This is a genomic window from Nostoc sp. UCD121, from assembly GCF_014222285.1.
Classification (GTDB): Bacteria; Cyanobacteriota; Cyanobacteriia; order Cyanobacteriales; family Nostocaceae; genus Nostoc.
The window spans coordinates 1-23,258 of the sequence record NZ_JACKZS010000037.1 but is presented as its reverse complement, the minus strand read 5'-3'; the positions used below and the strand labels follow the sequence as shown (position 1 = coordinate 23,258).

The following is a 23,258-nucleotide window of genomic DNA, read 5'->3' as shown; positions in this document are numbered from 1 at the left end:
TTATGCTAGATTACCGCTTTTGCCGACAGGGAATTTGAATAATAAACTCTGCACCCTGTCCAGGTGCAGAAATACATTCTATTGTCCCGTGATGTTTGTCTACTACAATTTGATAAGTGATTGATAATCCTAAACCAGTACCTTGTCCCACAGGTTTAGTAGTGAAAAAAGGATCAAATATTTTTTGTATAACACTATCACTCATACCAACCCCATTATCCCTAATGAAAATAGCGACTAAATCAGGATTGACTAGTTGGGTACGAATAGCGATCGCACTACAATCACTCTTAATTTCCTCTGCTGTTGTCTCGTGATTTGACCTTTCTAAAGCATCAATCGCATTATTCAGAATATTCATAAATACCTGATTGAGTTGCCCAGCATAACATTCCACATTTGGCAACTCACTATAATTTTTGATAATTTCAATTGCAGGCTTACCTGGTTTGGCTTGAAGACGGCTTTGCAAAATTAGTAGCGTACTCTCAATTCCCTGATGAATGTTAACAGGTTTCATATCGGCCTCATCTAACCGAGAGAAATTACGCAATGTCAGCACAATTTCTCGAATACGTTGCGTACCAATTTTCATCGAAGATAAAGTTTTAGGTATATCTTCTTTAATAAATTCAATATCAATATTATCTAAAAACTCTTCAATCTCTGGTGCTACATTGGGGTATACATTTTGATAAATATTAATTAAACTAAGTAAATCCTGTGTATAATTATTAATGTGATCTAAGTTGCCATGAATAAAGCTTACAGGGTTATTAATTTCATGAGCAATGCCAGCAATCATTTGACCCAAGCTGGACATTTTCTCTGTTTGAATAAGTTGAGCTTGAGCCAATTTTAATTCATGCAGTGTTTGATTTAATCGCAAATTTTTTTCATTTATCTCTCTCGTTCTTTCCTCAATTTTTTCCTCTAAATTGGCGTAGAGTTGGGCATTTTCTAAGGAAATAGCTGCTTGCGAAAATAGGATTTTTAATACTTGTATTCTATCCGACGTAAATGCTCCCACTGTTATATTATTTTCTAAGTAAAGTAAGCCAATTAGTTTGCCTTGATTCACAATACAAGTACACATAAGAGATTTTATACGATGCTCAATAATGTACGGGTCTATAGTAAAACTTCCTTCACTACTGGCATCAGATAAAACCACATCTTTTTTTGTTCTTGTGACATAATTAATTACAGATATAGGCAATTTCTGACTATTTTCGACTGGTATTGATTGACCAACAGTTAAATCATCTTGGTCTACATCTGCTTGAGCCTCAATAAATAACTTTCCTCCTTTATCTAGAAGCAAGATACCAGTTTGAGCGCCAGCATTCTCAATTACAATTGTCATTAATTTTTCTAGCAAACTTTCCAATAAAATTACTTCTGATAAAGCTTGTGATGCTTTAATAACTGTAATAAAGTCTAGTCCGCTTGACTTTTCATTAGCAGTAGAGGTAGTAATAGTATTACTTGTAAAGCCTATTTGATACTGAGTGGAAACCTTAGCAATTAATTCTGGGTATTTTGATTCCAGATCCTTAAATTTAGCACTTGCTCCCCAACGGCGATAACCATAATGTGCCTTTGTCATATATAGTGAGGCAAATTCATTTCTTCCTAGACTAAGATAAAATTCTGCTGCACATTCATAAGCTAGTGCCTCTTCATGAATATATCCAAAATTATGAGCGCCTTGAATGGCGCGATCATAGTGTTCCATTGCTACTAAGACTTGTCCTAAAAATCGTGCTTTTTCTGCCTCTACTAGATCATATTTATGCTGATTATTTACAGGTGCATGATCTGCCCATTGTTTTAATTGTTTTTGATTTTGTTCTACTATCTCTATATCAGCTTTTATATCTGTTTGAGAAGTAGTCTTTAAAAAGAAGGCTAATAATGCCAGAGAATAATAAAATTTATATTCACATAGATAAACAGTCCCACCAACAGCAACTTCATACTGTTGTGCTAATTGAGCATTTTTAACAGACTGGCTATAATCTTTAAAGAAATAACTCAAAATGCTTTTAGCAAGATAGCTATAAAAGATAGCTGTAATATTTCCTGCCATTCTCTGCATTACAGATTCATTAAAACTATCACCTTCTAAGTAATATTCATTATCAGTTCCTTGAACTAGTTCGATTAGCATTTGTTTTAAAATAAGCAAACAAATAGTAAAATGCTCTTGCTTTATCTTGTGTGCTAAATTAATATATTGTTCTAGTCTTTGTTCAACAATCTCTAAGTTTTCTCCAATCCAAAAAGGATGCCAACAAACTAATAGTCCATTGTAACCCACATACTCAATATCACCTGTATCTAAACCACTTTGAACACCATCTTGTAAAGGTTCTATAGTTGCTTTAATATGTTCTTTCCAATGTCTAACAAAAATATTAAATAGTGCATAAACTTTAGATTTTATTTCTCTAGCGTTGAATTTATCTAAAATCTGTAAAGATAATTTACCAAATCTATAACCTGATTCAATCTCCTTAAGAGGCCCACATAAAATTAGCCCATAAAAACCATAGGCATAAGCTGCAAAAGATGAATTGCCATACTGCACACATAAATCAACCATCGTAAAAGCAATCAATGGTAAAAGTGCAGGATCAGCTAAATAAGCGGGAGGCATAGCTGTCATTAGTATCCTCATAGCAGCTAGCTTATGAGCATCAGTCATTTCTGGCAGATTGACTAATTCTTCAACTTTTAACTCTGCTGGTGGAGTTTGAGATAAAGAAACTCCCAGCATCTCTAGCACCTGCAAATCTAAATCTAATGCTTCTCGCATTTGATTTTGAGCAACATAAAACTGAATTTTTTTTTCATATACTTTAACCGCATCAAGAATAGTTTTACCATTGCTTATAACACTGAGAAATAATGCTTCTGCTTGATCAAAATTTGTATTTAAATACTCTGCCTCTACGGTTTCTACATAGAGATTAAGAGTTAATTCATAATAGTTTTGCCAACAATCAATTGCAAGTAAACTTAGACCTTGCCTTAGAAAATTTACAGCAGATTCGTAAGCAGCAGAATCTTTAGCTTTCCGTCCAGAAATAAGATTTAACTTAGCTAATTTATATCTTTCTTCTGGAGAGGTAATCAGTTCGATACCGATATTTAATTGGTTAACAATATCGAAGATTCTTTCTTCTAGTAAACTTTCGTCTATATTCTTTAATAGCAGTCTACCAATATTTAAGTGAATCTCCTTCTTCTGCTCATTGGGTATCAAAGCATAAGCCGCTTGTTGCACGCGATCGTGAAGAAATTTATAATCAATTACAAAAATATCAACATAATCTAATAAGTGTGGTAGTTTATAATTATCGCTTAAAGGTAGAATTAAACCAGCTTGTAATGCTTCCCAAATCTCTAAAGCTGTGTCATTAGGAGATTTTTCGTTAACACAAGAAAGTATATTTAAATTAAATCGATTGCCAATACAGGCGGCTATTTTTAAAATATTTTGTGTACTATCTTTGAGCTTTTGAATTTTACCTATCATTAATTCAACAACGTTATCAGTAATTCCTAGCATCTGAATATGCTGAATGTCCCATTGCCATTGAGCAGTAATAAAATCAAATAAAAGTAATTTTTCTTGATGAACAAACTTGAGTAATTGATTGATAAAAAATGGATTGCCAGCCGTTTTATTGAAAATTAATTTTGCTAATTCTTTGGAGTTCTCTAAATTAGATTTTAGAGTGTCACTAACTAATTGACAAACATGAGTAATTTTTAGATTTTGACAGTGGACAATCTGGACATTGCTACTATTTTTTTCAATTTCCTGCAAAACTAGCATTAAAGAATGGCTAGCATCAACTTCATTATCTCGATAAGCTCCTATGAGCAATAAATATTGAATTTCAGCATCTGTAATCAATAACTGAATTAATTTTAATGAAGCTAAATCTGCCCATTGTAAATCATCTAAAAATACAACTAATGGATGTTCTTTTTGAGCAAACACATTGATAAACTTTTGAAAAACCAAGTTAAAGCGATTTTGTGCTTCTGCTGAAGCTAGTTGTGGGACTTCTGTTTGTTTCCCAATAATCAGTTCTAGTTCAGGAATGACATCAATAATAATTTGAGCATTCGGGACTAAAGCCTCTAAAAGTTTTTCTTTCCAAGTAGATAATTGTGCTTCACTATCTGTCAGTAATTGCTGCATTAACTCTTGAAATGCTTGAATCAGTGAAGCATAAGGAATATTGCGTTGAAATTGCTCAAATTTACCAGCAATAAAATAGCCTCTGTGTTTGATAACAGGTTTATGAATTTCGTTAACTAATGCTGATTTTCCAATACCTGAGTAACCTGCAACCAATATTAATTCTTTATTTCCTTGATTAACTTTTTCAAAAGCATTCATTAAGATATTTATTTCTGCTTCTCGTCCATACAACTTTTCGGGAATTTGCAGTTGGCTAGAATGATCATGCTGACCTATAGCAAACTTGGTTATAGAGTTAGTTTGCTCTAATTGATCGAGACAGGTTTCTAAATCCGCTTTAATCCCAAAAGCACTTTGATATCTTCCCTCAGCAGTTTTGCTGAGTAATTTCATAATAATTGCAGAAATTACTTGAGGGATTTGTGGATTTAATTGTTCTACTGCTATGGGTTGTTTAGCAATATGACAATGAACTAACTCCATTGGATCGGTTGCTGAGAATGGTAACTGACCTGTGAGCATTTCATAAAAAGTTACACCCAAGGAATAAAAGTCTGTACGGTAATCAACTGACCGATTCATTCTTCCCGTTTGCTCTGGAGACATATAGGCTAGAGTTCCTTCAAGCAAACCAGGATTACTGAGTTTTGGTTTCTCTTGAAAAAGCAATGATGAGATAGAAAAATCAATGATTTTAACTTGACAAGTTGCTAAATTAACAATAATATTTTGTGGTTTAATATCTTTATGGATAATATAACTTTGGTGTAATTCACCTAAAGCTTGAGTAATTTGAATGCCTACATTGAGAAAATTTCGTAACTCAATTTTTTCTGTCTGTATAGTTTTGTAGAGAGATATGCCATCAAAATTTTCTAAAACAATAGCAAAACCATTGTTGTATTTTTCTAAACTATGAGCTTGAATAACTCCTGAAATATCTAAATTTTTGATGAGTTCATATTCATGTTTGAAGGCTGCTATATCTCTTAGCTCAGGGTATTCTGTTTTTAAAAGCTTAATAACTACTATTTGACCATCTTGATTTCTCCTAGCTCGATAAACGGCAGTTTTAATCCCCTCGTCAATTAGTTCTATAATTTGGTAATTAGATAATGTAATCATTGGTAATACTAATATTTGAATAACATTTCAAAGTTTCAACTAACATTTTTATTATTCAGAGAATAATAAATACATTTTTAAAGTAGGTTTTATAACAAACTTTAAAAATGTATCGGCTTCCGAACTAGTCTAGGTTTTAGCAACCTCAATAATGCTAAATTCTGTTGAATCTGTCAAAATACTCCTGATTAATTTGAATATACCCTTATAACCAAGAATCCCACTCACCAATAATTTCTTTGGTATATTTTATATGGAAGCATTGGTGGAGAATAGCTCGTGTTGCTTGCATTGCAGACATGACTGTAGCTTCCACACAACCGGAATTGTAACCGTTGTTAATCCAGTCGCCAGCTAGATAAAGGTTATCAAACCCAGATTCATCAGTTTTGAGCCGATGCTTACTACTTCCAGGTACAGACAGTACATAGCGTTCTGATGGGTTAATGTTAACTCGCCAGTATTGAGCTTTAAAGCGTTCTACTCCCTGACGGTTTTGAAAATCTATTAGTAAATCCCAATTCAAACCTTGGGGATTTTTTGGCTGAGTAGCATCAGGCCAAAGCTGTCCGATGTGATTGTTGAGGAAGTTAATTGCTTCTTGTTCTACCTTTTTTTGGGCTTTAGCTGGAAAATCATAAGCTGTGTGGGGAGGAATCCCTGGATCTGCAATTACACCGGTGAAATAAGCTGCATTGTAAGGATAATGATCGGCAGGCCAATTTTCTCGTTGTACTAACTCGCTCATATCTGCATAAACATCGAGTGGTTCAACGTAAGCTCCTAGCACAGGGCTAGATTGTTGCCAGCCTAATTGCGATAAGGTAGGCTTAAGCCATATTTGTCCCCCTTGAGTAGTTACTGTCTTGACTTGCATTAGCATATCGCTCCATTTTTGGTGAGCTGGATTTTTTTTAGCATGGAGCAATTCAGCGCAAATGGAGGGTAAGGCGGCTATAGAAATTCCCAGCAACACAATATCAAAATCATTACCTTTGGTGAGGGTAATTTTGTCTACATTCTGCCAAGGTGTCCAATATGACTCAAGGTTAATTTCTTGGTCTTGGAGTTTTTGGGCTTCTTCATCGACAATCTGATCATAAAGAGGTTCACTAGGCCAACAACCAATGTCTTTAACTGTGATAAGTGGTTGATATTCTTGCTTTGGGTTTTTTAAATTTACTTGACGAGCCAAAGTTATACTGGCAATTGATTGCTGATTTTTATCCAAATGCAACTGCTTGACAACATGGAAGAACTCGAATTTCACACCACGACGCTTTAGCACTTCATATAGTGGAGTGATGACTACCTCTGCCATCCCTGATTGCATTTTCCACATGATTGCGCCATTGTATTTGAACAAGATAGTGGTGAGGACACGAATAGCTGTTCCGGCTGCTAGTTGGGGTTTATCGGTATTACCTTCTGGAAAACCATACACTAAATCGTATAAGACGCGAATAAATGCTGATCTAACGCTTGATTCTCTAGCTCCGTGTTTTAGTAGCCAGTCTCTGTAGTTGTACTCATCTAAACTATCTAGGGAACGAAAATCAATTATCTCATCCACAAACAAACCCCGGATGTTTGCTAATGCTAAATCGATGAGTGTTAAACGCCAAAACATATCAGGGTTTTGCCCAATCTTAGATTCTATCTGACAGATTAACTGTTCTTTAAAGCGGTCTATGAGCTTAAGAATTAACTGATGATGTTCGCGTCTGTGAGTTTTGGTATGTTTGGGCAGTGATTTAGCTAGGCTGTAGGCAAGATTTAAGAATACTTTTTCAGAAGTAAAATCTAAGTTTTGAAAGATATTACTAATAAATTGGTTGATATTGTTCAGCCATCCTCCCCAAAACATGGGTTGTTGGAGAAATAACTGAATCAACTGGCTAGGAAACTGTAAGAGACTACTATCTGATAAACATTCCATTACCTCTTTGCCTAATGCTATTTGTTTGGCAACAGATGTTGAAGAACTTTTAGTAGACTTTAACTGGCTATAATCATCAATTACTCCGTAAGTCTGAATGACGAATTCAATGGTTGTGCAGATATGTTCCCAAAGGGAAGAAATGCCGCCACCTTCCCAAGGAACTAGAGAATTGGTAGGAAAGTTAAAAGGCAGAGTTTTCCAATTTTTATTGATGTATTCTTCTAGGACGATGAGACTGTGGGGTTTGAATGCATCTTCTATGGTGCTGAAAGGCCCGTTACCACCTAATTCGTCGTAGCATTGCTTGAGTAGACGAAAAGCATTTTCGTAGAATCCAAAAAAAATGTGCAGTCCGTGTTCTTCGATGCGATAGTCTGGTTCAGAATTGGGTGTATGGGGTTTGATGTTGCGTCCTGTTGCACATTTACCACCCAAACGCCAACCTGTTTGATAAATAGTAATATCGTAGAGACTATCCCACCCTGGTTGACTGGTTAATTCATAAGCGGTGGTTAGGGATGATATTCCACCGCCTAAAATAGCGATTTTTTTGGGCTTAAAGGTTTCAGACATATTTGTTTTTCCTGATAGGCGCTAGTTGAGAAAGTTTGGGCGACTAGAAGTCTCGGCTACACAGGCAAAGCCTGCCTTCGCAGGTTAGTAAACCCTTGATTTTGCATTAGATGGACTTTGCTTGTGTAGTAGGGAATTATATTTGCCCAATGCTAATTTTTCTGTGGTGCTTGCCAAACGGCTTTCCCATCTTTGAGGGTGAAGTCGAAGTGCAGCACGAACCCAAGTTTTACGGGGATAGTTATGGATTCGCTACCTGCGGGATAGCCTTTGTGTAGTCCTAAGTCTTGGACAATTGGTTGACTAGCGAAATTATTGATTTTTAGTTGAAATTGATCGCCAAAGAGTTCTCCGCCATAGAAGGTTTGTAGCTGCATGGGGGATTCAATCAGTGCTTGATAGCAGGCTTTTTTGCTGTTTTCTACGTCGCGGATTTGTTTGAGGGTAACGAGAGGGACGATTTTTTCTAGGAGATATTCGAGGAGATTGAAGGGTAACTGTAAGCCAGGAATCAAAATTTCGTTATTGTCAAATAATAAACTAGCGATCGCTCTTGCTGCTTCCTCAAAGGTGTCCCATGTGTTGATGGCTTGATGTTTCTCTCCTGTATTGATGCGTTGAACTTCCAGCAGGCGAGCATCTATAGATTGGCTTGTAGGAGAAAATTCTTTAAATACTAAGGTGTCTACAGTGAATAAATCCGGTTCTTGATTTAATTCAGGGATCTGAAATAGGCCAAGTTCTTTAAAGAAGCCATAGACTTCTCTACCCGAAACTAGGATGGGAGAATTATTCACGTACACGTAAGGCATAAACCAAGCTAGGCGTTCGGCTATAAATAAAGGCCCGACTCTTTTACCTACCACTGTTAACATCCAAAAGATGGCTTCTTCTTCATGCACAGTTCCTTTGTCATAGTCGGGAGGATAGATGGAACTTAAAGAATCTATCTTGTTGAACGTCAGGACGAGATAGTTCATGGCTGGCCGATATTCAATCTCTCCGTTATTGGGATCGTTGAGATATTTATCACACACCTCTTGCAACTTCGCCATTGAACCCTCAACGACAAAGCCGTACATTTTTGTCCCTTTGATTTCATAGGGTTGGTTAAAAGCCTGTCCATCTGCCCGTTCTATATATTTGGGATATGGTGATTTGTCACCACATCCGCAAAAGTAATTTTTGAAAAAACTATTCATATCTTGTTCCATATTTTTGCCTTTTACTGCTAAATCTTGGAACAATTGATCCGGCTTTTGTTGCATCCGGGTAAAGTAATTCGTGAGTTTTTGGGGCTCCTGAAGTAGGGCCGTAAATTCACTAACAGCACCTAAAGCCGTATGGAAACTTGTTTGCATTGTCTGCAAAGGGTTGTTGGGGTTCATCGTATTTTGGGTAATTGGCTTGGGTTTTTTATATCGGTCTAGTTGCCTAATCATATATACAGAGAGATGAGAATATTAGATACCTCTCTGTTTCTGTCCTATTGTGTCAAAGGAGTTTTAATTTGTCCTTATTAAAACTAGAATTTTTGAAAAAATGCCTATATAAGCCAATACTTATCGGTTAAGGGGAAAAGGGGAAGGGCAAAGGAAAAAGAAAAAACCTTTAAACTTGCGTAATAGGACGTAGAAGCAGTAAATTTCTCAAAAGAGTTACACCGAAATTTTACTGAATTATTTACCTTTTGTATCGTATTGATTTGTGTGAATAAATGTTTTAAATCTTTTAGAAATATCCTATGCAATCCAGTAATGTAATGCGTGGTTGAAAGGTTTTGGTTTCTGTACTATTACTTACTTGAATCAGAGTTATGATGAATATTTCAGTAATATCATAGGCTATTTTTCAGATCACAGTTCATATAATCGGCTAGTGATTCTACTGGCTAATTTAAACCAATGTAAGACTTTATAAGGAATTAATTCATTCAAAAATTTAGTTGGAGAAGAATTCAGAAGTCAGAATAGGCTAAACCCTAGCTATCCGCTAACAGAATGAATTCGTTTTGATTAAAATCACTAGCCCTAAACCAGAAAACTCAATGCTGTACCACAATTTTCAAACTCAAGCCGAGCTAGATTACCAGTACAATCCCAGTGAACTAGGTCTTGATATACCTGGATACATGAATTTGTATGCCGCAAACAGTGCTAATGTGCGTGAAAAACTACACTGTCATCTCAATGTTTTTTTTGGTTCTACCGTAGTTGAACATCTAGATATTTTTCCTGCAACGCAACCACAAGCACCTATCTTGGTATTTCTCCACGGTGGCTATTGGATAATGTCCGACAGTAAAGATTTTAGTTTTGTCGCCCAAGGTCTTGTAGCTGCCAATGTAACAGTGGTGGTGGTCAACTATGGCTTGTGTCCCAAAGTAACCATTGATGAGATTGTCCGTCAAAATCGTTCAGCGATCGCCTGGATTTATAATAATGCAGAAAGCTTTGGTGCAGACCCCAATCGCATCCATGTAGCTGGTCACTCAGCCGGTGGTCACTTAACTGCGATGCTCATGGCTACAGACTGGAAAAACGACTATGGGCTACCAGATGACATTATTAAAGGTGGTTGTGCTATTAGCGGTTTGTTTGATTTGATGCCATTTCCCTACACTTGGCTACAACCCAAAATCCAATTTACTTGGGGTGAAGTTCTTCGCAATAGTCCTATCCGCCATCTTCCTGAAAAAGCTGGTTCTCTACTTGTAACTTATGGCGGCAAAGAGACTTTAGAGTTTGAACGACAATCGCTAGATTTTCTGGCTGCATGGAAAGAAAAAGAATTGCCTGGTGAATATTTACCACAGCCTGATGAAAACCACTTTACGATCGTGAATGGTTTTTTGGATAGTGACAGTCCATTGTGTACGGCTATTTTGAGACAAATAATGGCATTGGAAAAGGAACCCAAATTTTGAAGCTTTAGAGTCAGTAGAGTAATTCTTTTTATCTTTTAAGAGCGTCGGGATGAGGGGGCTAGCACTGCAATCGTTAAAATACTGCAACAAATATAATTGTCATAGATCAATCCCTGTGGTTAGGGATTAATCTAGCGATCGCTCATACGGAACTGCGATCGCTTTTCTAATGAATCAAGCCGCGATCGCACTACTTCACAAATCCTCCCACACCTCCCACACTCCCCTGCCTACAGTATCGTGAGAAATCCGGGACAAGGCTTTTGCCACAAACCTTAATGTGTGCCAAACTGTCGCACTAGCGGAAATTTTTATTTTTGGGTAGTACAATATCTTGCACAAAGCAATCACGTCCTGCTGCCTTTGCTTGATACAATGCCCGATCTGCTGCGGCAATCATTTCTTCGAACTCAGAATCTGACTGAGGAATTTCTGTCGTAAACCCAGCACTAATAGTTACATAAGGACTAACTTGGGAATTTTCATGAGGTATTGCTAATGTTCGGACAGTATGGCAAATTTTCTTAGCAACATGAGTCGCCCCTTCGGTGTCTGTGTTAGGTAAAATCACAGCAAATTCTTCCCCACCATAACGGGCAACTAAATCTCCGGGACGTTTAATAATATCTTTGATGGCCTTAGCAATTTCTTGAAGACAGCGATCGCCTACTCGATGCCCATAAGTATCGTTATATAATTTGAAGAAATCAACATCGCAAAGAATCAGGGAAAGAGGCCGTTGATCCCGTTTTAGACGCTGCCACTCTTGGTTAAGGTATTCTTCAAAGCGTCGGCGGTTAGCTATTTGAGTTAATCCATCAATAGTAGCTAATCGCTGCAATTCCAAATTAACGGTTTCCAGTTTTTGTTGTAACTGAGATTGCTGAATCAAACGTTTTACCCGTTGTCGCAAAACTGGCCAGTGGATCGGTTTGGTAACATAGTCCATTGCTCCCACTGCAAATGCCCGGTCAACTGACTCTTGATCCTCAAGTCCTGTAATCATTAAAACTGGAGTGTGCTTACTGCAATCAAGAAGCTCTAAGTTAGTGCAACACTCGAACCCATCCATATCCGGCATGATGGCATCAAGAAGTATGATGTCAGGACGCAGTTCCTTAAAAGCAGTTAAAGCCTCTCTGCCATTTTGAGCTTCCGCTATTTTATAGCCTTCCCGCTCCAAGAAATGCCGCAGTATCATCCGGATAAAAGGCTCATCATCAACAATTAGAACTAAAGATTGGCTTTCTTGAGCAGTAGCTGTCATGGTGTTTCCTTCGCAAGTTCTTTTTCTAAGGCAGTTTTAACTTGTTCATATTCCTGGTATAACTGCGGGAGTAATTCTACGGTGTTTTCTAATTCACTGCTCCGTCCCTGTGCTTCTAAAACTTTGCAAAGCTGTGCTAAAGCGATCGCTCCAATTGAAGCACTGCTAGACTTAAGTTGATGGGCTGCCTTCCATATAGTTTGGGCATCCTGAGTTGCGATCGCAGTGCTAATATCTTGTACCAGTCTCGGTGTCTCTGTAAGATAACACTTAATTAGTTCAGCAAATACAACATGATCGCCTCTGACTATATCCCGTAAGGATTGGAGAATTTTGGCATCAATTTTGGCAATTTTTAATGTCTGGTTTTGCCCTTCTTGGAAAATATTTTGCAAAGGTTGGAATTCTAAGTACATCGCTCGATCTTGTTTGACTATGGAAGTGACTTCAAGACTTCTTTGGCGTGGGCATTTGCTGAGTGCCTGAGCTAACTTTTGAAGCTGAATCGGTTTGCTAATGTAGTCATCCATACCAGCAGCAAGACAAATTTCGCGATCGCCTCGCATCGCATTGGCAGTTATCGCAATGATATGCGGACGAAAACCAACTTCCCATTCTTGACAGATTCTCCGAGCTGTTTCTAAACCATCCATTTCGGGCATGTGGACATCCATCAACACTATGTCATAAGGCTGTTTTTGCAAAGCCTTGAGTACTTCTAGCCCATTAGTTACGACATTAGCCGAATAACCTATTTTCTGTAGCATTAATAAGGCAACTTTCTGATTGACAACCGTATCTTCTGCCAAAAGAATCCGTAATGGCAGCGGATGGGCCAAATGCCGATCAACCAAGGGAAAATCAGAAATACTCGCTAGGCTGGGCTGATTCCCTAAAACACGGGTCATAACATCATAGAGTTGAGACTGTTTGATGGGTTTGCTCAAAAAGGCAACATCGAGATCACCAAAGTCAGAGAATGTTTCTCCTCTACCTAAAGAAGTGAGAATCACTAAAGGTAGATTTTGACAACCAGATTGTCTGCGGATTTGACGAGCTAGGGTTATGCCATCCATTGCTGGCATTTCCATATCCAAAATGGCAATATCAAACTGTGTTCCCTGGGCAAGTTGAGCTAACGCTTCTTTCGCAGATTTGGCAGCATAAGTTTCCATTTTCCAAGACTCTGCTTGCAAGCTGATAATTTGACAGTTAGTCAGATTATCGTCCACAATCAACAGGCGCTTTCCCTGAAGCTGCATCGGCGAATTACTAAATTCAGCTTCTGGTACAGCAGACACTTGGGCAGTAATCGTGAAGTAGAATGTTGAACCTTGGCAAGAGTAAGGAGATGATAATAATTCTCTACTTTTCCATCTAGGGCTAGGATTGCCACCAACAATCCCTTGGCTTTCCACCCAAAGAGTGCCCCCCATCATCTTACTCAGCCGCTTGCTAATGACTAGTCCTAGCCCTGTGCCGCCATATCGTCGAGTCATGGAGACATCAGCCTGAGTGAAGGGATGAAATAACCGCTCTATCTTCTCTGGTGTGATGCCAATACCTGTATCTTTGATGGCAAATTGAATTTGGATTGGGGACTTGGAAGAGGGGGAAGGGTTCAGAGGAGAGGAATTTTTCCCCTGCTTCCCTGAATTCCCAATCCCCAGTTCAACAGAGAGTAGCACTTCTCCGCGTTCAGTAAACTTAATGGCGTTGTTGAGGAGATTCATTAAGACTTGGCGCAGACGTGTCATATCGCCAACGATCTGAGTCGGAACTTGCGGTTGGATTAGGTAAACTAGTTCGATATCTTTTTGGGCAGCTTTCGGGGCTAATAGAGAAATAGCCTGTTCTACACAAGCTCTCAAATCAAAAGGCTGTTCTTCTAATTCCAGCTTTCCCGACTCAATTTTGGAGAAATCTAGAATGTCGTTGATGATGGTGAGCAAAGCATCTCCGCTACTGCGAACTGTTTCTACAAAGTCTTGCTGTTGCGGGGTGAGGTCAGTATCCAGCAGGAGATCGGTCATGCCAATAACAGCATTCATTGGAGTCCGAATTTCGTGGCTCATCATTGCTAAAAACTCACTTTTTGCCCGATTTGCGGCTTCAGCCTGACGTTTTGCCTGCTCCAAGGCAAAGTTTTTCAAGGTAAGTTCTTCCCGTCGGCGGGTTTCTTGTTCCAGTAAGTGAGCCTGTGCTAGAGCAATACCCAGTTGAGCCGCTACTGCTTCTAGTAATTCGATTTCGTCTGGTGTCCACTGGCGAAAATAGCTGCACTGATGTAATCCGATCGCACCATTGGGTTCTCCTTGATAGGAGGTGCGGATTGACAGCATAGACTTCAGCTTAATTTTTCGGCAGATAGGTTCAGCCGCCTTAAGTAAAGGATCGGCATACACATCAGGAGAGGCGATCGCAGTTTCTTGTGCCATCATCTTCTCTGCATGGGGATTATTAGTCATGGGAACTTCCAATCCCAACACTGAGCAGGGATTGGGAAGTGTATTATACTGTGCTACTAAAGGAATTTTCGGAATGGGGTCGCTAACATAAGAATGGATCAGACAGCGATCAACTTTAAACGCTTGTCCAATTTGGGTAGCAGCTGTCTCAAAGATTTTGCTGGTATCAAGACTTTGACGAATTTCTTGAGTAATTTGTTCAAGTAGTAGGGTGCGATGCAATTGGCGTTGCAATGCTTCTTTAGCTCGTTTGTTTTCGGTAATATCTTGATTTATGGCAACAGTGGCAACAGTTTCTCCCTGTTCATCCTGTAAAGAGACTACAGTTGTTTCGCAAATTCTCTCACTGCCATCTTTACCAAGAAAGTGTATTTCCCCTGACCAGCGTCCTTGCTGGTTGACTGTTTCGAGAATTTTGGTGCTTAATGTTGCGGCTACTTCCGGCTGATGCAAAATACTGATATGTTTAGCCAAAATCTCAGCTTTAGTATAACCAAACATGCTTTGGGCAGCAGGATTCCAGTCAATAATATTTCCGGTTAAATTTGTGATAATTACGCCATCATTCATGTTTTCAAAAGTGAGAGCTTGCCGATGCAGGCTGGCTTCAGCTTGCTTGCGGTGGCTAATATCTGTCTGAATTCCAATAAAGTGGCTTAACTTACCATTTTCGTCATGAATAGGAGAAATACTCAATTCATTCCAGAATAAGATACCATCTTTGCTATAGTTACGGAGAATAACTTTACAACTTGTTCCAGCTTGAATACATGAGCGTAGTTCATGGAGTGCTGATTGCTGTATATCTGCGCGTTGCAAAAATCTACAGTTTTGCCCAATCACATCAGTAGCGCTGTAACCTGTTATTTGTTCAAAGGCACAGTTGACGTAAATTACTGGATTATAGGGAAGTCTAGCATCGGCAATGATAATTCCATTATTGGTAGCAGCAATTGCCCTCTCCTTCAGCCTCAAGGTTTCTTCAGTCTGCTTTAAATCACTAATGTCAAACATAAACCCTTTGAGCGTAGTAGGGATTTCTGCTTCTTCAACTACCCTAACAACGTCTCGCAGCCAAACAACTCGCCCATCGGCTGCTAGCATCCGGTATTCCAATTCGTGATTTTCGCACCTAGCAATTGCTTCTTGACGAAAACGAACAGATTTTTCCCGATCATCTGGATGTAGATGATTGTACCAAAAATTTTTCTCGTACCATTCTGCGATCGCATAATTTAGTAAGTTTACTGCTTGCGGCCCAACGTAGGTAAATCGACCAGTTTTCAAGTCTAATTCCCAAGGAATGGCTTTGACAGTTTCCAGTAACTGGTGCAGACGCTTCTCACTGCAACAAAGGGCAAGTTCTATTTGTTTCTGTTCAAAAATTTTGTGAGTTAAATCCTGATTTATTGCTTTTATCGCCAGGACAAAACAGATTGGTAATGGCAGTGTGACAACCAATAGCCCTGTAATCAATACTACTTGTGTTAATAACCTTGGAGTCTGAATTAAAAGTAGCTGGTAGAGTAAAACTACAGAGATTGAGAAGAAAATCCCCAGCAACAAAGCTAGTAATTTTCGTTTGTGGAAAAATATCACAGCTTTTAACCAGTGATATCGGTACTGTTTGACCACTTATTAACCCTCAAGCACTTTCTTTCAGGGCTTATTACACTAAGCTTTACTTTTAAGTAATTTAAAATATCAATAGCAATGGGGCAATTACGGATTTTTTTAAGTAATATATTTGTATATAAACCTCGTCAACCGTGAGAACCGTAGTTTTGTAGGTTGGGTGCAGCGATCGCGTAACCCAACATAAATAAGGTGGTAATGTTGGGTTGCGTTTCACTCCACTCAACCTACATAAAAAACTAGATCCGTCGTAGGGGCAATTCATGAATTGCCCCTACAATGCAGGTCTATTTACCATCAATGATTAATATAAATCTGAAACGACGTATTAACGTTAATCCACAACATAGCTCTTTTGTAAAGTACGTAATTTCTAGTAATATATTTGTATATAATATAATCGTAAAAAAAATTAATAACTTCTGCTTCTAATTAAGTAAGTAGGCGAGAATCATCAAAAGAGGGCAAAAAGAGATTAAGAGCAAGGGTTAAAGGGATTGAATTTTCCCCTTAACCCTTCCCTTTTCACCACAAGAATGTAAAAAGATACTAATGAACAGAGTAAGGACAAAGCACCCCCTACGCGAACACAATCTAGAACGAAAATTTCTTTCTCTGTTCCCTATTTTCAAAATAGGTCTATTGCCGAAATTTGTACTTTAAATCACAGATGCTTCGCGTTGGCAATCAAAAACAACCATATAAGAAGCATTTGGAATTTCCTGGGGAAGGTGTCGCATATAGCCATCGGCATCAGAACGGCTGCGGAAGCGAGCAACAATTTCCCGTTGCGTATTAGGAAGCTGACGAGCGATCGCCCAAGAATTTAGGCGTTCTTTATAAGCAATAGGCTGATTGTCTGATTTAGAAGCTTGGTTAACCGTATTTTCTGGCATAATGATGTTATCCGTATGAAGTTTAATGAAGGGCGTTAATTAGTTTCTAGGTAGGAATGCACTAACGCTTTTTTTTATGCTGCTGCCACCTTGTTATTCGATTATTAATAAGTTGTCAACACTTAGCGCTAAATTTTAGACCAACTAAGTTGTAATTTTCAGGTAGCTATGAATCTCAAAGCCTTAATTTGCAACTGTTTTCAGCATCAAAAAATCTTCAAGCAGAAGGTTTACCAAATATTGAGTTTTCATGATTTGTTTGCATACGCAGAAGGAAAATCAGTATCAGTGGTAAACTTAATGCTAGTGTCTTAAAAGAGACTATTAAAAGCTCATTTGAGAATGAATATTAATGTTCCCCCGATAAAATTATAGTTTTCATAATGGAAACACCATTTGTAACATCAATCATTCAAAAAGTAGCAGAGGAAATAGGAGCAGTAGTTTTAGTAGATCCAGAATGCACCTTTGTGGGACTGATTACCTTTAAAAATGGGAATAAAACTTTTTTTAGGAATACCAGATTTAGTATTAATTCTTCGGGTTCAACAGCAATAGCCAAAGATAAAAGTGTTTCCAGCTTTTTTTTGAAGGATTTTGGCTACAAAGTTACCGAAGGAAAAACATTTTTTAGTGAAGAATTATGCGAAGAAATAGATAATATCAGAAATATAGATCAAGGATTCTATTATGCTAAGGAGTTGGGATTTCCTGTAATTGTCAAGCCAATTAATCTTAGTCAAGGAATATTTGTTACCAAGATTTATAATAAGCAAGAATATTATCAAATAGCCAAAAAAATCTTGCAAAAAGTCTCAGGCTTTATTGTAGAACGATTTTATAGTGGCAATGATTATAGAATTGTAGTACTTGATGATGAAGTAGTTTCGGCATATCAAAGAATTCCCCTATTTATAACCGGGGATGGTCAGTCTAATGTTTTAGAACTTATGCAACAGAAACAGGAAAGTTTTATCAAAAATGGTAGAAAAGAAATTATAGATTTTGAAGATTACAGAATTAAAAAAAACTTGCGAAGGCGGAAGCTAAATTTTAGTAGTGTGATACATAAAAATAATATTGTATATCTTTTAGACAACGCAAATTTATCGACTGGAGGCGAGGCAGTAGACTTTACAGAAAGCATTCATCCTGATTTTCAAAAACTCGCAGTAAGTATTACAAAAGATATGCAACTGAGATTAGCAGGTGTGGACATTCTTGCTAGTGATATAACCTCACCAATAGTAGATTATACAATCCTTGAAGTAAATGGCGCTCCTAGCTTAAGCCACTATGCATCATTTGGTGAAGTTCAGACCAAAAGAGTAGAAAATCTATATCTCAAAATTCTCAAAATACTTGAAAACCAAAATAACAGAGAAAATCATTGATTTTGCTTGGAAGCGCAGTAATTTCTACCCCTCTAGCAATCCGGTTTGATTTTTGTTAGCGCAGCCATACTTACTTGCGTTGACAGTCAAAAAGCAAGAGGAAAGAAGGATTTTTGAGTAGCACTGAGTTTTTCAAAAATCAAATATGAGTCCTATCTCTAGCTATCTATTCACCACTTCTTATCTAGTAGGGATTCAAATTCAGCTTGTAAGGCGTTTATATCCGCTAATCTTGCGACTAGTAAGTTATCTTTACCAGCATTACTTAAACGTACTTTCCAATAACTAATACTATCTGAGTTGTTCAGCCAAAACTGAATCACGGTATCTACAACTTGATCTAGATTCCAACCCCACTTGGGTGGAACGGATTCTACCGATTCTAGAAAGGTATCTAGTGTACACGTATACATCCCCAAGTATTCCACACCTTGTTGGGGTGGTTTTTGCTCATTTTGCTGTTGGTGATTAAAAAAGTGCAAAAGTGGAGATACTCCGACAATATCAAAAGTGTATTTCATGCTAGTACTCCGAGTTATAAATTACTTGCAGGAAGCTTTACTTTTTTTATATTATAATCCTTATAACCTAACTTAGGCATCTATAAAAAGTAGACTTTTGGTTTATGCCATAGGTGTTAAAGTCCAATTAAAATTTAGCACTAGCTAGCTTTGAGTGCTAAATTATAGGTCTTATAGTTCAGTTGTAAATTAGCACTAACAAACCTTGAGTGCTAAGTTTATTTAATAGTTTGATTTATTATTAAATAGTTTCAGGTATTAAGTAAAGAGTGCATATATTTTTAATAATTATTTAATTAATTAATTACGCTTTGAATTATAAAGGCTTTATGGTTCCTAACCCTTATTTCTTAAAAAGAAGGGAATTATAACTAGCTTTTTAAGGGAAGCTAGTCGTGTGCATATTTACCACATTGAGCGGACTACTATAGGTTGAGGGAATAGGTATGTGGTGAAATTTTATGTTTTACTACCAGTTAAAAATACGAATATTGTTAAAGTTAATCACGTCAATTTCTACACTCTGAAGATAATTTGCTAATTTGAGATCATCAGGGTAAGCATTACTCACCCAAATAACCGTCTTCAGCGCAACTCATACGCCGCTACAATAGTACCACTACAAGGATTATGCCGAAATTAGTGATATTATGACGACTGCTACAACTGTAAAAACTGAGTATGAAGCGATTATTGGTCTAGAAACCCATTGTCAGTTGAGTACTAAGACCAAAATTTTCTCTAATAGCTCTACGGCATTTGGCGCTGACCCAAATACTAACATTGACCCGGTTTGTATGGGTTTACCTGGGGTTTTACCTGTACTCAATGAAAAAGTATTAGAATACGCTGTCAAAACTGGTTTGGCACTGAATTGTCAAATTGCTAGATATAGTAAGTTTGACCGGAAACAGTATTTTTATCCTGACTTACCCAAAAATTACCAAATTTCTCAATACGATCTACCGATCGCAGAACATGGTTGGTTAGAAATTGAGTTAGTAGATGCTGAGGGCAATCCCAGCCGTAAACGCATTGGTATCACACGTCTGCACATGGAAGAAGATGCAGGAAAATTGGTACACGCCGGCAGCGATCGCCTTTCCGGTTCTTCCTATTCTCTGGTAGACTACAATCGCGCAGGTATACCGTTAGTCGAAATTGTCTCGGAGCCTGATTTGCGTTCTGGATTAGAAGCTGCTGAATATGCCGAAGAGTTGCGCCGGATTGTCCGCTATCTCGGTGTGAGCGATGGGAATATGCAAGAAGGATCTCTGCGCTGCGATGTCAACATCTCTGTGCGTCCAGTGGGACGGGAGGAATTTGGCACCAAGGTAGAAATTAAAAACATGAACTCCTTCAGCGCCATTCAACGAGCGATTGACTACGAAATTGAGCGCCAAATCGCCGCCATCGAAGCAGGCGATCGCATCATTCAAGAAACTCGGCTATGGGAAGAAGGCGCTCAACGTACAAGTAGTATGCGGGTAAAGGAAGGTTCGAGCGATTATCGCTACTTCCCGGAACCAGATTTAGCACCAATTGAGGTGACGGATTCAGAATTAGAGAAGTGGCGCAGCGAATTACCAGAATTACCAGCCCAAAAACGCCATCATTATGAAAGTGAGTTGGGACTTTCGGCTTACGATGCGCGGGTGTTGACAGAAGATCGTTCAATAGCGGAATATTTTGAAACTGCGATCGCCTCTGGAGCAAATGCCAAAGCTGCTGCAAACTGGATTACTCAAGATATCGCCGCCTACCTTAATAAGCAAAAACTTAGTATTACTCAAATCGGGCTGACTCCTACCAATTTAGCTGAGATCATCACTCGCATTGAAACGGGCAAAATTAGCAATGCTCAAGCTAAAGAAAAGTTACCAGATTTGCTCAATGGCATTTCTCCTGAAAAAGCTTTTGCAGGTCAAGAGTTAATCACCGATCCTAGCGTACTAGAACCTATCGTTGATGAAGTCATAGCCGCCAATCCCAAAGAACTAGAAAAGTATCGCAACGGTAACACCAACCTTAAAGGCTTCTTTGTTGGACAAGTTCTCAAAAAAACAGCCAAACGAGCTGATCCTAAGCTGACTAACGAATTGGTAGAAAAGAAACTGAATGCTTAGGGACTTACAGTAAAAAACATCTCATCCCTGCGTTTGGGTAGGGGCGCAAGGTCTTGCGCCCCTACAAATATACAAATGAGAAATTATTGAATAAGCTTCTGCCTTGTCTGTTTCCAATTTCCCATAAATAAAGTAAGTAACCCGGATTTCTCACGATACTGTAGGCAGGGGAGTGTGCGGGGTCAGATTTTTTCCTCATCCTCCCACACCTCCCACACTCCTGGATTTCTCACTTGTAAGAAATCCAGGGTAAGTATTTTCTCGGTATTTCTTCATAAAATCTTCATACAAAAACTGGTGACTACCCGCATACCTAAAATGATATAGTGTGGTAAGTAGATGCACCCTGATGATCTGGAGAGCTGCCTAAGTAGCTCTCTTTTTTATCTAATTTTGTGGTATTTACGGAGCATTTTCATTAAAATTTTAGAATAAATCTTAATCAATAAGTATTAACTCTTAAATAATCAAAAATATACTGTGACTAAAAGATACACATTAATGATCTTGAGAGCGACCGAAGTTGCTCTCTTTTTTCATAATTTGTCTTTCGTCATAAGAAAGGTAAAACAATTATGCTAATTGCCAACTGGTGCATTATTATTGCCATCAGCAAATAAACTCATAATAGTCACTGGAAATTGGGGAGCAAGGGAACTGAGGAGAAACTCATAACTCTTGTACAGACGCGATTAATCGCATCTCTTCGCACTTTTGTAAAGCACAAATTGACTTATCCAACCTGGTAGTTATAAGGAAGAATAATGGCAGATTGGCAAAAAATTACAGGTGGTGTCACAGCACCAAGGGGGTATCAGGCGGCGGGAATAACCGCAGGGTTGAAACCTTCGGGGTTGCCAGATTTAGCTTTGATATTCTCAGAGGTGGAAGCGATCGCAGCTGGTGTATTCACCACCAGTCAAGTTAAAGCTGCCTGTGTCGAATATTGTCGCCAACGCTTGCTAGCCAAACCTAGCGCTCGTGCCATCCTTTGCAACGCTGGACAAGCAAATGCCGCTACAGGTAATCAAGGCTACCTTGATACCTTAGAGTCTTCTCTGGCAATAGCTAACGCATTAAACATCTCGTCTGAATCTGTCTTATTGGCTTCCACTGGCGTGATTGGTCAAAGAATTAAGATGGATGCTTTGCGAAGCGGAATTCCCAAGGTAGTAGCAGCACTATCAGCAACAGGTTCAGATGCCGCAGCTGGGGCGATTATCACTACAGACTTGGTAACAAAATCTATTGCTTTAGAGACAACTGTAGGTGAACGCCCAGTACGAATTGGTGGTATTGCCAAAGGTTCCGGCATGATTCACCCCAACATGGCAACCATGTTGGCATTTGTTACTTGTGATGCTGTGGTTTCGCCAGCCCTTTGGCAGCAAATGTTAGCAAGGGCGGCTGATAGAAGCTTCAATTCCATTACCGTGGATGGCGATACCAGCACCAACGACAGCTTAATTGCCTTGGCAAATGGTCAATCTCGCACTCCAGCAATTATAGAATGGGGCGCAGAGGCAGAGAAATTAGAGGCGATGTTAACAGCAGTTTGTCAGCATTTAGCCAAAGCGATCGCTCGTGATGGTGAAGGCGCAACTTGTCTAATAGAAGTGGAAGTAACAGGAGCCCATGATGAAATTTCAGCCCGACAAATAGCCAAAACCATCGCTGGTTCATCCTTAGTTAAATCTGCAATCTTTGGACGAGATCCCAACTGGGGACGTATCGCCGCCGCCGCCGGACGTGCAGGTATACCCTTTGAGCAAGAAAACCTGCAAATTAAGTTAGGGAATTTCTTAATGTTAGAAAACGGGCAACCCTTAACTTTTGATCGTGCAGCAGCGAGTGCTTATTTGAAAAAAGCAGCGACAGGTGCTTATCTCCAAGAGGATACGGTGTTAATCTCCGTTAATGTTGGCAATGGTTATGGTGTGGGTAAAGCTTGGGGTTGTGATTTGAGTTACGACTACGTGAGGATTAACGCCGAATACACTACCTAAACGGCTCACGTCTATTTACTAGGTTGAGACAACCATAACTAATTATTTGGACATGATATGGCAATCCGATAGCGAAGCGGTAGCGAGTCAGACGCTCCTGCGTCGCTCTAAGCGAAGCCATGCCGCAGGCTTTACGCTGCGCTATCGAGCGTCTTTG

General features: G+C 38.7%; 12 protein-coding genes. 4 read left to right on the top strand and 8 right to left on the bottom strand.

Annotated features, from left to right (window positions below):
* Positions 1-10: 10 nt before the first annotated feature.
* The 3 genes from GNF10_RS10730 to GNF10_RS10720 all read right to left on the bottom strand — a co-directional run bounded on the left by GNF10_RS10730 (position 11) and on the right by GNF10_RS10720 (position 9,304).
* Entirely contained in the window at positions 11-5,347 is a 5,337-nt protein-coding gene (locus GNF10_RS10730) for an ATP-binding sensor histidine kinase (RefSeq protein WP_185607151.1), read from the bottom strand.
* A 205-nt stretch (positions 5,348-5,552) separates the two neighbouring features.
* Positions 5,553-7,862 (bottom strand): FAD/NAD(P)-binding protein, encoded by a 2,310-nt coding sequence (locus GNF10_RS10725; RefSeq protein WP_185585275.1) that lies wholly within the window; start codon positions 7,860-7,862, stop codon positions 5,553-5,555.
* A 152-nt stretch (positions 7,863-8,014) separates the two neighbouring features.
* Positions 8,015-9,304, bottom strand: coding sequence for a hypothetical protein (locus GNF10_RS10720; RefSeq protein WP_260446086.1), 1,290 nt, complete (start codon positions 9,302-9,304; stop codon positions 8,015-8,017).
* Between the two features lie 605 nt (positions 9,305-9,909).
* On the opposite strand from GNF10_RS10720, the gene GNF10_RS10715 reads away from it, so the two are divergent.
* Positions 9,910-10,788 carry an alpha/beta hydrolase gene (locus tag GNF10_RS10715; RefSeq protein ID WP_185585276.1) on the top strand — a complete coding sequence of 293 codons (879 nt, stop codon included), beginning with the start codon at positions 9,910-9,912 and terminating at the stop codon, positions 10,786-10,788.
* Between the two features lie 298 nt (positions 10,789-11,086).
* Here the strand turns inward: GNF10_RS10715 and GNF10_RS10710 are convergent, their stop codons facing one another.
* From GNF10_RS10710 to GNF10_RS10695, 4 genes are all read right to left on the bottom strand, one after another.
* Positions 11,087-12,055 (bottom strand): PleD family two-component system response regulator, encoded by a 969-nt coding sequence (locus tag GNF10_RS10710; RefSeq protein ID WP_185585277.1) that lies wholly within the window; start codon positions 12,053-12,055, stop codon positions 11,087-11,089.
* Positions 12,052-16,158, bottom strand: coding sequence for a PAS domain S-box protein (locus GNF10_RS10705; protein WP_185585278.1), 4,107 nt, complete (start codon positions 16,156-16,158; stop codon positions 12,052-12,054). Before GNF10_RS10705 ends, GNF10_RS10710 begins: the two co-directional genes overlap by 4 nt.
* A 61-nt stretch (positions 16,159-16,219) precedes the next feature.
* The gene (locus GNF10_RS10700; RefSeq protein WP_185592581.1) at positions 16,220-16,375 is read right to left on the bottom strand and encodes a hypothetical protein; all 156 of its coding nucleotides are present in this window, start codon (positions 16,373-16,375) and stop codon (positions 16,220-16,222) included.
* Positions 16,376-16,817: 442 nt separating this feature from the next.
* A complete protein-coding gene (locus tag GNF10_RS10695) occupies positions 16,818-17,054 on the bottom strand; it encodes a hypothetical protein (RefSeq protein ID WP_012408924.1) in 237 nt (78 codons plus the stop codon).
* A 383-nt stretch (positions 17,055-17,437) separates the two neighbouring features.
* Here GNF10_RS10695 and GNF10_RS10690 point away from each other — a divergent pair, with 383 nt between their 5' ends.
* Positions 17,438-18,448 carry a cyanophycin synthetase gene (locus GNF10_RS10690; RefSeq protein WP_185607150.1) on the top strand — a complete coding sequence of 337 codons (1,011 nt, stop codon included), beginning with the start codon at positions 17,438-17,440 and terminating at the stop codon, positions 18,446-18,448.
* 170 nt (positions 18,449-18,618) lie between these two features.
* Here GNF10_RS10690 and GNF10_RS10685 read toward each other — a convergent pair whose 3' ends face one another.
* Positions 18,619-18,969, bottom strand: coding sequence for a hypothetical protein (locus tag GNF10_RS10685; protein WP_185582030.1), 351 nt, complete (start codon positions 18,967-18,969; stop codon positions 18,619-18,621).
* 650 nt (positions 18,970-19,619) lie between these two features.
* Between GNF10_RS10685 and gatB the strand changes: the two genes are divergently transcribed.
* Both gatB and argJ read left to right on the top strand, forming a co-directional pair.
* Positions 19,620-21,095: an Asp-tRNA(Asn)/Glu-tRNA(Gln) amidotransferase subunit GatB gene (gene gatB / locus GNF10_RS10680; protein ID WP_185581639.1), complete on the top strand. Its 1,476-nt coding sequence runs from the start codon at positions 19,620-19,622 to the stop codon at positions 21,093-21,095.
* A 764-nt stretch (positions 21,096-21,859) separates the two neighbouring features.
* Complete coding sequence (gene argJ, locus GNF10_RS10675) at positions 21,860-23,101, top strand: bifunctional ornithine acetyltransferase/N-acetylglutamate synthase (protein WP_185580714.1); 1,242 nt, start codon at positions 21,860-21,862, stop codon at positions 23,099-23,101.
* The last annotated feature ends 157 nt before the right edge of the window (positions 23,102-23,258 follow it).